Origin of the sequence: Niveispirillum sp., assembly GCF_052437035.1 — a bacterium.
Taxonomy (GTDB): domain Bacteria; phylum Pseudomonadota; class Alphaproteobacteria; order Azospirillales; family Azospirillaceae; genus Niveispirillum.
Genome location: NZ_JBQVOH010000007.1, coordinates 124,651 through 139,164, shown reverse-complemented (window position 1 = coordinate 139,164; position 14,514 = coordinate 124,651). Strand labels below are relative to the sequence as shown.

General features: G+C 64.4%; 12 protein-coding genes. 7 read left to right on the top strand and 5 right to left on the bottom strand.

The genetic code is table 11. The features are described from left to right. Positions 1 to 200 precede the first annotated feature (200 nt). Both ACT6Q8_RS17775 and ACT6Q8_RS17770 read left to right on the top strand, forming a co-directional pair. The gene (locus ACT6Q8_RS17775; protein WP_054168065.1) at positions 201 to 1,436 is read left to right on the top strand and encodes an aspartate kinase; all 1,236 of its coding nucleotides are present in this window, start codon (positions 201 to 203) and stop codon (positions 1,434 to 1,436) included. Positions 1,437 to 1,579: 143 nt separating this feature from the next. Then, on the top strand, positions 1,580 to 2,602 hold the full coding sequence (locus ACT6Q8_RS17770; protein ID WP_054168066.1) for an NAD(P)H-dependent flavin oxidoreductase: 1,023 nt from the start codon (positions 1,580 to 1,582) through the stop codon (positions 2,600 to 2,602). 4 nt (positions 2,603 to 2,606) lie between these two features. Here ACT6Q8_RS17770 and ACT6Q8_RS17765 read toward each other — a convergent pair whose 3' ends face one another. Further along, entirely contained in the window at positions 2,607 to 3,260 is a 654-nt protein-coding gene (locus ACT6Q8_RS17765) for a Crp/Fnr family transcriptional regulator (RefSeq protein WP_245924227.1), read from the bottom strand. Between the two features lie 413 nt (positions 3,261 to 3,673). Here ACT6Q8_RS17765 and ACT6Q8_RS17760 point away from each other — a divergent pair, with 413 nt between their 5' ends. Both ACT6Q8_RS17760 and ACT6Q8_RS17755 read left to right on the top strand, forming a co-directional pair. Next, positions 3,674 to 4,129, top strand: coding sequence for a hypothetical protein (locus ACT6Q8_RS17760; RefSeq protein ID WP_156344590.1), 456 nt, complete (start codon positions 3,674 to 3,676; stop codon positions 4,127 to 4,129). 53 nt (positions 4,130 to 4,182) lie between these two features. Next, positions 4,183 to 5,436: a class I SAM-dependent rRNA methyltransferase gene (locus ACT6Q8_RS17755; protein ID WP_444733535.1), complete on the top strand. Its 1,254-nt coding sequence runs from the start codon at positions 4,183 to 4,185 to the stop codon at positions 5,434 to 5,436. A gap of 22 nt (positions 5,437 to 5,458) precedes the next feature. On the opposite strand, the gene ACT6Q8_RS17750 is transcribed toward ACT6Q8_RS17755, so the two are convergent. Beyond that, a complete protein-coding gene (locus tag ACT6Q8_RS17750) occupies positions 5,459 to 5,713 on the bottom strand; it encodes a helix-turn-helix domain-containing protein (RefSeq protein ID WP_444733536.1) in 255 nt (84 codons plus the stop codon). A gap of 106 nt (positions 5,714 to 5,819) precedes the next feature. On the opposite strand from ACT6Q8_RS17750, the gene ybaL reads away from it, so the two are divergent. Next, positions 5,820 to 7,589 carry a YbaL family putative K(+) efflux transporter gene (ybaL, locus tag ACT6Q8_RS17745; protein ID WP_444733537.1) on the top strand — a complete coding sequence of 590 codons (1,770 nt, stop codon included), beginning with the start codon at positions 5,820 to 5,822 and terminating at the stop codon, positions 7,587 to 7,589. An 8-nt stretch (positions 7,590 to 7,597) separates the two neighbouring features. Here the strand turns inward: ybaL and truB are convergent, their stop codons facing one another. The 3 genes from truB to ACT6Q8_RS17730 all read right to left on the bottom strand — a co-directional run bounded on the left by truB (position 7,598) and on the right by ACT6Q8_RS17730 (position 10,276). After that, complete coding sequence (gene truB / locus ACT6Q8_RS17740; protein ID WP_054168070.1) at positions 7,598 to 8,536, bottom strand: tRNA pseudouridine(55) synthase TruB; 939 nt, start codon at positions 8,534 to 8,536, stop codon at positions 7,598 to 7,600. Beyond that, positions 8,526 to 8,990, bottom strand: coding sequence for a 30S ribosome-binding factor RbfA (gene rbfA / locus ACT6Q8_RS17735; RefSeq protein ID WP_444733538.1), 465 nt, complete (start codon positions 8,988 to 8,990; stop codon positions 8,526 to 8,528). Before rbfA ends, truB begins: the two co-directional genes overlap by 11 nt. A gap of 236 nt (positions 8,991 to 9,226) precedes the next feature. Then, on the bottom strand, positions 9,227 to 10,276 hold the full coding sequence (locus ACT6Q8_RS17730) for a hypothetical protein (protein ID WP_444733539.1): 1,050 nt from the start codon (positions 10,274 to 10,276) through the stop codon (positions 9,227 to 9,229). A gap of 221 nt (positions 10,277 to 10,497) precedes the next feature. On the opposite strand from ACT6Q8_RS17730, the gene ACT6Q8_RS17725 reads away from it, so the two are divergent. Both ACT6Q8_RS17725 and ACT6Q8_RS17720 read left to right on the top strand, forming a co-directional pair. Beyond that, a complete protein-coding gene (locus ACT6Q8_RS17725) occupies positions 10,498 to 13,353 on the top strand; it encodes a TonB-dependent receptor plug domain-containing protein (RefSeq protein ID WP_444733540.1) in 2,856 nt (951 codons plus the stop codon). A gap of 271 nt (positions 13,354 to 13,624) precedes the next feature. Then, positions 13,625 to 14,509: a prephenate/arogenate dehydrogenase family protein gene (locus ACT6Q8_RS17720; protein ID WP_444733541.1), complete on the top strand. Its 885-nt coding sequence runs from the start codon at positions 13,625 to 13,627 to the stop codon at positions 14,507 to 14,509. The last annotated feature ends 5 nt before the right edge of the window (positions 14,510 to 14,514 follow it).

Genomic DNA, 14,514 nt, shown 5'->3' with positions numbered 1-14,514 from the left:
CCCGGACTTCGGCAAACGGCATAGCAAAGCTGGGACGGCCTGTCGCGGGGTCAATAGGACGCGCGGGCGCGCACCACGCCGCTTCATGGGTGCAGTGCGATGGGCGCGCCTTGCGGCCCATGGTGCGTCGGGTTATGGATAGCCCGCTCCGGCACCGGAGCCTTTGCGAAAATTACCCTGACCCTTGATGGAATGGCGTTATGGCGCGGCTTGTCCTGAAATTCGGTGGCACCTCGGTCGGCGATATCGAGCGGATCAAGAATGTCGCTAAAAAGGTGAAACAGGAGGTCGATGCCGGGCACGAGGTGGCCGTCGTCGTCTCCGCCATGTCGGGCGTGACCAACCAGCTGGTCGATTACTGCAAGCAGATCGCCAAGGTTCATGACCAGGCTGAATATGACGCCGTCGTCGCTTCGGGCGAACAGGTGACGTCGGGCCTGCTGGCCATCGCGCTGCAGGAAATCGGCATTCCCGCCCGCTCCTGGCAGGGCTGGCAGATCCCGCTGATCGCCGACGACACGCATGGCAAGTCCCGCATCGAGCGGATCGACACCGCGAACCTGTCGGACAACATGTCCACGGGCGTGGTCGGCGTCGTGGCCGGCTTCCAGGGCGTGACCGAGGCGGGCCGGATCGCCACGCTGGGCCGTGGCGGTTCCGATACCTCGGCGGTGGCGCTGGCTGCGGCCTTGAAAGCCGACCGCTGCGACATTTATACCGATGTCGACGGCGTCTATACGACCGATCCCCGCATCGTGAAGTCGGCGCGCAAGCTGCACCGCGTCACGTATGAGGAAATGCTGGAAATGGCGTCGCTGGGCGCCAAGGTCTTGCAGACGCGGTCGGTCGAGATGGCCATGAAGCACCATGTGCGGGTGCAGGTATTGTCAACTTTTGAACAGGCGGCTGGCTCCGAACTGCCCGGCACCCTGGTCGTGGACGAGGATGAGATCGTGGAACAGGAACTGGTCAGCGGCATCGCCTATAGCCGGGACGAGGCGAAGATCACCCTGATTGGCGTGGAAGACCAGCCGGGCGTGGCCGCCCGCATCTTCGGGCCCCTGACGGATGCCGCCATCAATGTCGACATGATCGTGCAGAACGTGTCCGAAGATGGCCGCACCACCGACATGACCTTCACGGTCGGCAAGGCCGATATCGACCGCGCGGTGCAGGTGCTGGAAAAGTCCAAGGACACGCTGAACTACCGCCGCCTCGTGTCGGACGCGAACGTCGTGAAGGTGTCGGTGATCGGCGTCGGCATGCGCTCCCACGCTGGCGTCGCCCAGCGCATGTTCAAGGCGCTGGCCGACCGTGGCATCAATATCCAGGTCATCAGCACCAGCGAGATCAAGGTCTCCGTCCTGATCGCCGAGGAATATACCGAACTGGCCCTGCGCTCCCTGCACACGGCCTATGGTCTCGATAAGGCGTAAGCTCTTACTCTTTCCATAGTAAAGGCCCGGCTCCGGAAGCGGTGCCGGGCCTTTTCATTTGGCGCGCACCCCTTGACCGGGCACAGCACCGGCGGTAGTGAACGCCGACCATTCGGCAGTCAAATATTGAAGGGTCCGTCACCATGACCGCTCGCCATCATCTGGATCAGCTCTGGTCGCGGGGCCGTGATTATCTGGGCACTGACCTTGCCATCATGGGCGGGGCCATGACCTGGGTGTCGGACCGGGGGCTGGTGGCGGCCATTTCGAATGCTGGCGGCTTTGGCGTGATCGCGTCGGGTTCCATGTCCCCTGATTTGCTGCGCGATGAAATCCGGTGCACCCAGGCCCTGACCACCAAGCCCTTCGGCGTCAACCTGATCACCCTGCATCCGCAGCTGGATCAACTGGTGCAGGTTTGCCTGGAAGAGAAGGTGGGCCATATCGTGCTGGCCGGCGGTCTGCCGCCCGCCACCGCCATCAAGGCGGCGCGCGATGGCGGGGCCAAGGTCATGTGCTTTGCTCCCGCCCTGGTCATCGCCAAGAAGCTGATCCGCAGCGGTGCCGACGCCATCGTGATCGAGGGCAGCGAGGCCGGCGGCCATATCGGCCCTGTCTCCACCTCCGTTCTGGCGCAGGAAATCCTGCCGGAAATCCGCGATGTGCCCGTCTTCGTGGCGGGCGGCATCGGGCGGGGGGAGGCCATTGTCTCCTATCTGGAGATGGGGGCCGCCGGCGTGCAGTTGGGCACCCGTTTCGTCTGCGCCAGCGAATGCCGCGCGCATCCGAAGTTCAAGCAGGCCTTCATCCGGGGCAATGCCCGCGACGCGGTGGCCAGCGTGGCGCTGGACAGCCGCTTCCCGGTCATCCCCGTCCGGGCCCTGCAGAATGAAGGTACCAAGCGCTTCATGGACAAGCAGCGCGAGGTGATCGCGCGCTTCGATGCAGGCGAGCTGGACCAGAAGGAAGCCCAGCTGGAGATCGAGCATTACTGGGCCGGCGCCCTGCGGCGCGCGGTCATTGATGGCGATGTCGAGAACGGGTCGCTGATGGCCGGTCAGTCGGTGGGCATGGTCACCAAGGAACAGCCCGTGGCCGAGATCCTCGCCGACCTTCTGTCGCAGGCGGAAGCCGCCATGGCGGCCCGGCGCGGTGCGGCGGCCTGAAGGCTCACGCCCCTTCGGCAAGTTCCTGCAAGGTCTCCATATCGTTCAGGCGGACCTTGCCGCCTTCCAGAAGGGAGATCGCGCGGCTGGTCTTCAGCTGCGTGAAGGTGCGGCTCACCGTTTCGGTGGTCAGGCCCAGATAGTCGGCGATGTCCGACCGGCTCATCGGTACATGCACCGGGTTCTCAGCATAGCCGCGCCGCTTGGCCCGCTCCGACAGCATCAGCAGGAAGGACGCAATACGCTCCTTGGCGTTCTTGCGGCCCAGCAGCAGCATCTGATCCTGCGCCGCCGCCAGTTCGCTGGACGCCATGGCGAACAGCCGGCGCTGCATCTTGGGATAATCCTCCAGCAGCCCTTCCAGGCGGCGGCGGGGGAAGCGGCAGAGCGTGGCCGGCGTCACCGACTCGGCTGAATAGGCATAGGTGTCGTTGATCGACAGGCCCAGGAAATCTCCGGGCAGCAGGAAGCCCGTGATCTGCCGCCGCCCGTCGGGCAGCAGCTTGTACAGCTTCATGGTACCGGCGGTGACATTGAACAGGGTGTCGGCCCCGTCCCCCTCGGCAAACAGGGTATGACCGGCATCGACCTTCACCGACACCAGGATATCGGCCAGCCGCTTCAACTCGTCCGCTTCCAGGGCGGAGCAGACCGACATGCTGCGCACCGGGCAGGCATTGCACGGCGCAACATCGATACGGGCCGCCACGGCGCTTTCCCGTGTGCATGCATGTTCAGCCAACGCCATGTGAGGCCCCCCGATATAAGCATCGCCCCCGGTTTTCCACCGGAAGGAAGAATGCGCCTTTTGGAAACGATCCACAACGCGCAACAAGGCCGGTGGAGCACTTCCAGTCATGTCCGCCAGCCAATTGAAGGATTTCATAATGGTTGGCCGATGAACACATATCCAGAGGTCTAGGCCCAACCGCTTGAACGCGCCTTGATCCAGATCAAAGCGCGACCATCGGCATATCGGTTAACGATAGGGGACCGTCCGTGCAAACGCACGGCAGCCTTGTTCAGACAGACAGAGACTTCGCCGTGCTTATCTCGCCGGAACGGGTGACCATGTCCGACCGTTTTTCCGTCAAGCCGCTGGACCGCCGCCGCATCGATCAGGCCTGGCCCCTGGTGCAGACGGGCCGCGCCGCCGATGACCGCGAGGCGTGGCGTACTTATGCGGGCCTGCTGCTGGGTACCGCAGAGGGCGGCATCCGGACCGTGGAGGGCGACCATGGCTATATCCACGGCATCTATGCCTATCAGGTCCTGCCCAGCCCCCGGCATGGCAAGGTCTTCCAGGTCGACATGTTCCTGGCCTTGGACCTGATCGAGCCGGAAGCCGCCATCGATGTCCTGCTGAACGATATGGATGTGGTGGCCCGCGATCTGGGCTGTAACGCGGTGCATCTGCACCTGCCGCAGCGGGAAGGCATCGGGACCAGCGTGTCGGTGGCTCTGGCCCGTGCCCTGGAACATGGCCATTACCGGGAAGATTTGCGCCTGTGCCGACCGCTGGCCTGATCGGCGGGCACGGCGCTTGCTGATCAGGGCATGGCGGCGGTATTTTCCGCGCCATGACCGACATCCCCGCCGCGACGGCCCCCGCCATGACCACCGATACCCCGACCCAGGCCCCCAAGCCCGCATCCCTGCCCGTGATCCGCATCCAGGCGGGCCGGCATAAGCGCGCGCAGCATGGCCATCCCTGGGTCTATTCCAACGAGGTGGACATGGACAAGGCGGCCAAGGCGCTGCCGGCGGGGTCCATTGTCCGCGTCACCGACGCGGGCGGCGCTACCCTGGGTCTGGCGGCCTTCAATCCGCACAGCCTGATCTGCGCGCGCTTCCTGACCCGCGATCCGGCGGAAGCCATCGACACGACGTTTTTCGTGCGCCGCATCCGCCGCGCCCTGGAAATCCGCGAACGGCTTTATGACCGGCCCTTCTATCGCCTGATCCATGCCGAAAGCGACGGGTTGCCGGCCCTGATCATCGACCGTTATGGCGATATCGTGGTGGTGCAGGCCAACAATGTTGCCATGGACCGCCGCCTGCCCATGATCCTGGCCGCCTTGGACGAGGTGCTGAACCCGTCTGCCATCGTGCTGCGCAATGACAGCACGGCCCGGTCCTATGAAGGGCTGCCGGAAGAGGTGAAGGTGGTGAAGGGCTCCGTCCAGGGCCTGATCCCGCTGGAAGAAAACGGCGCCACCTTCTTTGCCGACCTGTCGGAAGGGCAGAAGACGGGCTGGTTCTTCGATCAGCGCGACAACCGTTCCTTCATCGCCAATCTCTGCCAGGGCCGCAGCGTGGTGGATTTCTACACCTATGCCGGCGGTTTCGGCGTGCTGGCGGCCAAGCGTGGCGCATCCCATGTCACCCTGGTCGACCGTTCGGCCCTGTCGCTTTCCATCGCCATGAAGGCAGCAGAGGCCAACGGCGTGGCCGACCGCGTTACGGCGGAAAAGGGCGACGCCTTCAACCTGATGGACCAGTGGGTGGCCGAAGGAAGGACGTTCGAGGTGGTGATCGCCGATCCGCCGGCCTTCGTGAAGTCCAAGAAGGACCTGGCCGTCGGCAGCCGCGCCTATCGCCGCATGACCAAGGCCGCCGCCCGTCTGGTGGCGCCCGGCGGCATGCTGCTGGTGGCGTCCTGTTCGCACAATATGGAGCCGCCCTTGTTCCATACGGAGGTCGCGCGCGGCCTGGGCGAGGCTGGCCGCCAGGGTCGCATCCTGCGCTTCGCCGGTGCCGGCAGCGACCACCCGGTCCACCCGCTGCTGCCGGAAACGCAGTATCTGAAGGCGATGGTGTTTGCGCTGGATTGAGGGTCAGGGCAGCAACCTCGCCTCACACCCTGAACCGCACCCCCTCGCCTGCGCCATCCACCGCCGCGACCAGTTCCACACCCTGTTCAGCCAGCGTCTGCAGCAGCAGGGCAAGGCTGCCCCGGTGCGGTTCATGCCGGCCGCTTTCGAAGTCGCGGACGGTGCTGCGCGACAGGCCTGATGCCTGGGCCAATTGTTCCTGGCTCCAGTCGAGCAGGCCGCGCGCGGCGCGGCATTGCGCGGGAGAAAGCGTCCGTGAAGAAAGTTCATGTGGCACGGGTTGCAATCCGCAGTGTCTCAACCATATTGGGTGATATTGGATCAAATGGTTGAGAGGTCAAGGCCCTGCCCGGTCATTGGCCCGGATGAAAGGCAGGCTTCTCATGCATGATGTGCCCCTGATTACAATGATTGTCGCGGCCCTGGCGCTGGCGTTCATTTTCGGGGCCATCGCGCAGAAGCTTAAAATCTCTCCCCTGGTCGGCTATCTGCTGGCTGGCGTGATCATCGGGCCGGGGACGCCGGGCTATGTCGCCGACATGAACCTGGCACCGCAGCTGGCGGAAATCGGTGTCATCCTGCTGATGTTCGGGGTGGGGCTGCATTTCTCCGTCAAGGATCTGATGTCGGTGAAGGCCATCGCCATTCCCGGCGCCATCGGCCAGATCGGCCTTGCCACCCTGATGGGCATGGGCCTGTCCTGGGCGCTGGGGTGGAGCATCGGGGCCGGTCTGGTCTTCGGTCTGGCCCTGTCGGTTGCCTCCACAGTGGTGCTGCTGCGCGCCCTACAGGAGCGGCGGCTGGTGGAAAGCAAGCGGGGCCGCATCGCCATCGGCTGGCTGATCGTTGAGGACCTGGCCATGGTCCTGGCCCTGGTGCTGCTGCCGGCCTTGGCCGGGCTGCTGGGCGACAAGTCTGGGGCGGAGGGGGCAGCCGCCGCCACCCCCGCGCTCAGCGGGTCCGACCTGATCACGGTCATCGCGATCACGCTAGGCAAGGTGGCGGCCTTCGTCGCCCTGATGCTGGTGGTGGGCAAGCGTGTCATTCCCTGGGTCCTGCACGAGGTCGCGCATAGCGGTTCGCGGGAGCTGTTCCGGCTGGCGGTTCTGGCCATTGCGCTGGGCGTGGCCTATGGGGCGGCCACCCTGTTCGGCGTGTCCTTTGCGCTGGGCGCCTTCTTCGCGGGCATGGTCCTTTCAGGGTCGCCCCTGTCGCACCGCGCGGCGGAGGAATCGCTGCCGCTGCGTGACGCGTTCGCGGTGTTGTTCTTCGTGTCGGTCGGCATGATGTTCGATCCGGCCATCCTGATCGAACGGCCGCTGCCGGTTCTGGCCACCGTCCTGATCATCGTGTTCGGCAAGTCGATTGCCGCCTACCTGATTGTGCTGGCCTTCGGCCATCCACGCAGTACCGCGCTGACCATCTCCGCCTCGCTGGCGCAGATCGGTGAGTTTTCCTTCATCCTGGCGGCGCTGGGCGTCAATCTGGGTCTGCTGCCGCAGGAAGGTCAGGATCTGGTGCTGGTCGGCGCCATCCTGTCGATCCTGATGAACCCCGTGATGTTCACCCTGATCGACAAGTTCGGCCACCGGCTGGAACCCGGCGGTGGCGACGCCGTCGTCGCCGCCGCCGTGGTGGAGCCGACGCGCGAGCCGATCCCGCCCACCAGCCTGACCGGCCATGCCATCATCATTGGCCATGGACGGGTCGGCAGCCTGATTTCCGCCAAGCTGAAGGAAGAGGGCGTGCCCTTCCTGGTGGTGGAGGATAATCAGAAGCGGATCGACAGCCTGCGGGAGCAGGGTGTGGAGGTGGTTGTGGGCAATGCCGTGGTGCCCGAGGTGCTGTCGGCCCTGAACCTGTCCGCCGCCCGCCTGATGTTCATTGCCATCCCCGGCTCGTTCGAGGCGGGACAGATCATCCGCCAGACGCGGGTTGCCAATCCCGGCCTGTCCATCATCGCCCGCGCCCATGCCGACGAAGAAGTGGTCTATCTGACCCAGAACGGCGCCAGCACCGTGGTCATGGGGGAACGGGAAACGGCGCGCGGCATGATCGCGGAGGGTCTGGTGGCCCTGACGCCTAAGGCCACCCCCATCGCCCCGCCTGAACTACCGCCCGCCGACCTGGACGCCGAACCGAAGCCAGCGTAAGGGTTGGCTTACAGGTTCAGCACCCTGGCGGGCTTAAGCTCGCCCCCCTCCAGTCGGACCAGGGCCACGGGCCGGCCTTCGGTGAGGGCCAGTGCCGTGCCCTCCTCCCCACCGGCGCCGCGCAGCGCCTCCAGCCGGTCCAGGTCGGCCCGGCGCAGCAGCGACACGCCCTGACCATGGCGCAGGCGGTCAGCCTCCACCGGCGTCAGGTCGATGGCAGGCAACCGGTCAAGCGGGGCCGCGACGGGCATCAGCAGCCGATCCGGCTCCCCTTCCGCCACGATCTGCTCCAGCTGTTCCAGCGTGACGGCATTGGCCAGCGTGAACGGCCCGACCGACAGGCGGCGCAGCACCGTGATATGGCCGACGGTACCCACCGCCAGGGCCAGATCGCGGGCCAGTGAGCGCATATAGGTGCCCTTGCCGCATTCCACCTCGAATTCGGCATGGTCATTGTCGGGCCGGCCCGTCAGGTGGAAACCGTCGATACGGACGGTACGGGCGGCCAGTTCCACCGCCTCCCCTTCGCGGGCCAGATCATAGGCGCGTTCGCCATCCACCTTGATGGCGGAATATTGCGGCGGCACCTGGCTGATCAGGCCCTGGAACGCCTCCAGCGCCTTTTCGATCTGTTCATCCGTGGGGCGCACATCGCTGGTGGCGATGACCTGGCCGGCGCGGTCGTCGGTGTCCGTCGCCTCCCCGAATTTCATCACGAAACGGTAGGTCTTGTGCCCATCCATGGCGTACTGGACGGTCTTGGTCGCCTCCCCGAAGGCGATGGGCAGGATGCCCGTGGCGATGGGGTCCAGCGTGCCGCCATGGCCCGCCTTTTCCGCATTCATCATCCACCGCACCTTTGCCATCGCCTGGGTGCTGGTCATGGTGCCGGGCTTGTCCAGTACCAGCCAGCCATGCCGGGGAACGCCCTTGCGCTTACGCGCCATGGTTCTGGTCCCCGCCCTCTTCCTTGTCCTCTTCGGCATCATCGCCGGTATTGACGATGCCGGTCATGTCGCGCGCGACATGCGGGTCGTGCAGGATACGGTCGATCTTTTCCGCGTAATCGAAGCTGGTATCCAGCTGGAAGGACAGGCGCGGGGCATAGGGCAGGCGCATTTCATGCGCCACCTGGGTGCGCAGGAAGGCCGAGGCGCGGTTGAGTGCCGCCACCAGTTCCGGCTTGGACCCGCCCAGCGGCATGACAAAGGCGGTGGCATTCTTCAGGTCGGGGCTGATGCGCACTTCCGACACGGTGACGTTCAGGTCCATCAGTTCGGGATCGCGGAATTCCCCGCGGCGGAAAATATCGGCCAGGATGTGGCGGATTTCCTCGCCCACGCGCAACTGGCGCTGGCTGGGTCCCTTGGCGGCATGGCCGCCGTCGCGTCGCTTGCTCATCACTTCAATCCTCTGCCCTGGCGGGGGGTGGGACCCCGGACCGGGCGTTGCTGCGTCAGGTCAAGGGACCGTGCGTAGCATAGCGCCATGGCAGTGAGGCAAGGAAGTTACGCATGGAAGGGGTTGAAGAAGAAAAAGTCAGGGCTCGGCATCCGCCGCAACCTGACCTACGGCATCTGTCACCGTAGGTCGGGTCGAGCAGAAGGCGAGCCCCGACAATCACCGTTTCAAGTCATTCACCGCGCGACGGGCAGCATCTCCCGCATGCCGCCCGGCAGGTGCGGGACCAGCAGGCGGCGGGCGGCTTCCCATTGTGTGGACAGCAGCAGCAGACCCGACCCGATGACCAGGGCCGCCAGGGCCATGTTCATCTCCTTGGCCGTGCCCGCCATGGCGAACAGTTGCCCCATCGCATACAGCACATAGGCCAGGGCCGAGACCAGCATGGCCCGGCGGTCGATGGCCAGCGACACCAGGGCGATCACCAGATAGGTGCCGATGCAGGTGGCCAGCGCCAGACCGGGGCTGACCATCTGTACCGCCCCATTAGCGCCCACCCAGGAGAAGACCGGATGGATGATCATGGGCGAGGCCGACAGGTGCAGCCAGAAGGCCACGTCGGAACGGCGGGTATTGCGCGCCCGGTCCTGGCTGTCCCAACGCATGGCGATGGCGAACATCACCAGACCGCCGATCAGCACCACCACCCGCAGGCTGTCACGCAATGACGGCACCGCCAGAACGGCCAGGGCCGCGACAGCGGCAATGGCGATGGCCGACCCGGCCGCCACCGTGATCGGCACCATGAAGCGGCGCCAATGGGCATAGGCACCGACCCCGGCCAGAACCGTTGCCCCGGCAATGGCACCGGCGGCATCGGCCATATTCTGGATACGCGCCTGTTCCAGGCCCAGCAGGTCGAACAGACCCGTCAGGCCGGCCACCAGGGTGCCGCCGGCAAAGCCGATCAGCAGCACGATGCTGGACAGTGACAGGTGCAGACGGCGGGTGAAATATTCGGCCAGACCCCAGCTGATGGCCGCCACGGCCAGCCCGCCCAGTGCCGGATGCGTCCGTCCCCCCAGATAGGCGGCGGCAGCCAGGATCAGGCCGCAGCAGACCGAAACGAAAATATCGTTGAACCCGGTCAGCAACCGGAACCGCTCATGCTCCGGGGCGTCGATATGGCCCCTTCTTGTGGCCACGAAGTCACGGAAGCCCGCGACATTTTGATCGCTCAAGATACCAGCCGATACGGCGGCATCGAGTTCTTCATCACTATACATGGTTCCCCCCTCCCTATTGGGCAGAACCAAGTATGCAGCCTGACACCGGTGGCCGCAATGACTGGTACCAATTGTTTAGATGCAGAAAAGAAACAGTGACCAAGGATACGATTCCGTTGCAATCATGGGACTTCCGCAGATGGTTGATAATCTGTTAACGCTGTGCGGCGCGGGCATGAAACCGCGTTTAAAAACAAACCTTTCTCGGACAGGGGAACCTAATGCAATCCAAGAACAGCCTGTTTTTCAGGACGGCGACGCTTGCCCTTTTGGCGGCTGGCGCCGCCAGTGCGATGCCTGCGGCGGCGCAGGATACACTGGATGAAATTGTCGTCACTGGTTCGCGTATCCGGCAAAGCCCGCTGAACCAGACGCAACCGATCGTACAGCTCGACAGCGAGGCCATGGCCCGTACCGGCCTGTCCAACACCGCCGAAATTCTCCAGCGCCTGCCCATCTCCGGCGGCGGCCTGAACAGCAAGTTCAACAATAGCGGCAATTTCGGCAACCCGCCCGATGGCGGCGGCGTGGGTGCCGGTTCGGCGGAAGTGGACTTGCGCTATCTGGGCTCGCGCCGCACCCTGGTGCTGGTCGATGGCCTGCGCTGGGTCAATGGCGCGTCCGCGTCGGGCATCCCGTCCTCCACCGATCTGAACTCGATCCCCAAGGGCATCATCGACCGGATCGAGGTTTTGCAGGAAGGTGCCTCGCCCATTTACGGCTCCGATGCCATTTCCGGCGTGGTGAACATCATCACCAAGCGCAAGCAGGATGGCTTCTCCGGTTCCGCGCAGGTCGGCGCCTTTGATGAAGGCGACGGCGTTACGCAGGAATATGACCTGTCCTGGGGTGCCACCTCCGGCGGCACCAGCATCGTGGCCGACCTGACCTATGTGAAGCAGGAAAGCGTGATGTCGGGCGACCGCTCCATCTCGCAGTTCCCCACACCGGGCGTCACCGCCTGCGACAGTTCCTGTTCGTCGGGCACACCGCTGGGCCGCTTTATCGTCAACAATCCCGTGACGGGCGAGGGCATGAACCTCACCTTGAAGAACGCGGTGCTGACGGGCCGTCCGACCTTCGACCCGCTGAACCCCACGGCTGGCAGCTTCAAGAACTTCACCACCGCCGACCGCTTCAATTTCCAGCCCTATAACTATATCCAGGCGCCGTCGGAGCGTCTGGGCACCTATTTCCAGGTCACCCAGGAAATCACGCCCGACATCAATTTCCGTCTGAAGGCGGTCTATAACAACCGGCAGTCCGCCAACCAGGCCGCCCCCATCCCGCTGTTCGTGGGTCCCGACGCCGGCAACGGCAACCTGCTGGACCAGATCAGCATCGACCGCACCAACCCCTACAATCCGTTTGGCGTCACCCTGTCGTCGGGCGGGGCCAATGGCCCGGCCAATTACGCCTTCATCGGTCGCCGCTTCATCGAGGCGGGCCCGCGCCATTATGAGCAGGAAGTGAACACCTGGTACGTGTCCGGCACTCTGGACGGCTCGCTGATGCTGGGCGAGAACAAGTGGTACTGGGACGTCAACACCATCTTCTCCCGCAACAGCGCCTCGCAGAAATTCACGGGCAATGTGAATGCCCAGCGTCTGGCGCAAGCCCTGGGTCCCGTTGCCAACTGCACCGGTTCCTGCGTGCCGTTCAATATCTTCGGCGGTCAGGGTTCCATCACCCAGCCGATGATCGATTACGTGCTGTTCACGCAGCAGGACAGCAGCAAGCAGCGTCTGGCCGACACCTCCTTCAACCTGTCGGGTGATCTGTTCCAGATGCCGGCGGGTGCCGTCGGTCTGGCCGTGGGTTACGAATACCGTGACCAGCGTGGGGAGTTCCAGCCGGATGCCGTGGTCGCCGCCGGCCTGGGTTCCGACATCCCGGCCCAGCCGTCCAAGGGCAGCTTTGACGTGAACGAGGCCTATGGCGAACTGCGCGTGCCGCTGATCGCCGAAATGCCCATCGCCAAGCTGCTGGAAGTGTCGGGTGCGGTTCGCTATTCCGACTATTCCACCTTTGGCAGCGAGACGACCTATAGCGGTCGCGTCAACTGGCGCGTCACCGAAGACGTCCTGTTGCGTGGTTCGTGGGGCCAGGGTTTCCGCGCGCCGGGCATCGGTGAATTGTTCGGCACCCCGTCGCGATTTGACCAGGAACTGGTCGATCCCTGCTCCGACATGCTGGGCCGGTTCGGCGGCACCGCGGCGGCAGCGGGCGTTCGTGCCAACTGTATCGCCCATGGCGTGCCGGCCAACGGTTCCTATGTACAAGCCAACCCGCAGCTGTCTGTCATCACCGGCGGCAACAAGAAGCTGAAGCCCGAAACCTCGGAAAGCTGGGTGTTTGGCGGCGTGTTCAGCCCGTCCTGGGAACTGGGCTGGGCCGACCGTCTGGATTTCGAGGTGAACTATTATGACATCTCTCTGAAGGACGCGATCCAGCCGATCGGGGCGGAGACCATCCTGGGCCGTTGCGAACAGAATAACGACGCCTTCTCCTGTGCCTCCATCACCCGCACCGCTTCTGGCGCCATCAACCAGATCAGCGGCCTGTTGCAGAATATCGGCGCCATCGACACCGACGGCATCGATTTCACCATCAACTGGCAGGGTCCCGAAAGCGACCTGGGCACCTTCCGCTTCAGCCTGAACCAGACCTTCCTGCTGAACTATACGGAGACGGTGCCTGCCACCAGCGGCACCTCCAAGATCGACCGGGAAGGCACCGAGAAGGGCAGCCCTGATCAGGCCTTCCCCAAGTACAAGGCCACGGCGATCCTGGACTGGGCGAAGAATGATTTCTCCGCCTCGCTCACCAACCGCTTCGTGAAGAGCGTGGATGAAACCCAGGCCGTCAACAAGCTGAACGACCGTCTTTATACCGACGTGCAGTTCAGCTGGTATCCGGCGATGTTCGACAGCAAGATCGGCATGACCCTTGGCGTCAACAACCTTTTCGACAAGGACCCGCCGGCCTGCTTCAGCTGCGGCCTGAACAATTTTGACCCCACCACCTATGACGCGCCGGGCCAGTTCGGCTATGCGCGCCTGACCTTCAAGATGTAAGGGCGCTGTTCCCTCACCCTCCCAAACGCTGGCGCGTTCGGACCCCTCCCTCTCCCGTAAACGGGCGAGGGGCTAAAATTTCTTCCCTCGCCCACGAAGGTGGGAGAGGGAGGGGCCCGTTGGCGCCAGCCAATGGGAGGGTGAGGGAGCCACAGTCACGATTACAGAACAGCCACGGATTACGGCTCCGCCTAATCCACTCTACACGGGACCGGGGTTCACATGATAGTGAACCTCGGTCTTGTCTTTTCCGCATGCAAGGTTGCCTCCCATGACCGCCCCGCTGTTCAACAAGGTTGCCATCGTCGGCTTCGGCCTGATCGGTTCGTCGATCGCGCGGTGCGTGGCAGAATATCCGGGACTGGCAAACGGCGTGGTCTGCGTGGACCGGTCGCAGGCCGTGTGCGATCGGGTCCTGGAACTGGGGCTGGCGGAACAGGCGGGGACCGATCCCGCCCTGGTATCGCAATGCGATCTGGTGGTGCTGGCCACGCCCATCGGCGCCTTTGCCGATCTGGGGGCCGTCATCGGTCCGCACCTGAGCGAGGGCACGATCCTCACCGATGTCGGGTCGGTGAAACAGTCGGTGGTCCGCGATATCGCCCCGCATGTGCCCGACGGGGTGCATTTCATTCCCGGCCATCCCCTGGCCGGTACCGAACATTCCGGCCCGGAAAGTGGTTTCGCCCTGCTGTTCAAAGGCCGCTGGTGCATTCTGACCCCCACGCCCGGCACCAATCAGACCGCCGTGGACAAGCTGTCGGCCTTCTGGAGCGGCTGCGGGTCGATGATCGAGATTATGGAACCCGGCCATCATGACCGGGTTCTGGCCATCACCAGCCACCTGCCCCACCTGATCGCCTATACCATCGTCGGCACGGCCACCGATCTGGAAGACCATCTCCAGTCCGAGGTGATCCGGTTCAGCGCGTCCGGCTTCCGCGACTTCACCCGCATCGCGGCCAGCGACCCGACCATGTGGCGTGATATCTTCCTGAACAACCGGGAGGCGGTGCTGGAGGTGATCCAGCGCTTTACCGAGGATCTGACGGCCCTGCAGCGGGCCATCCGCTGGGGCGAGGGGGACAAGCTGCATGAGCTGTTCACCCGTACCCGCGCGGTTCGCCGCTCCATCATCGATGCCAAGCAGGCGTAATCATC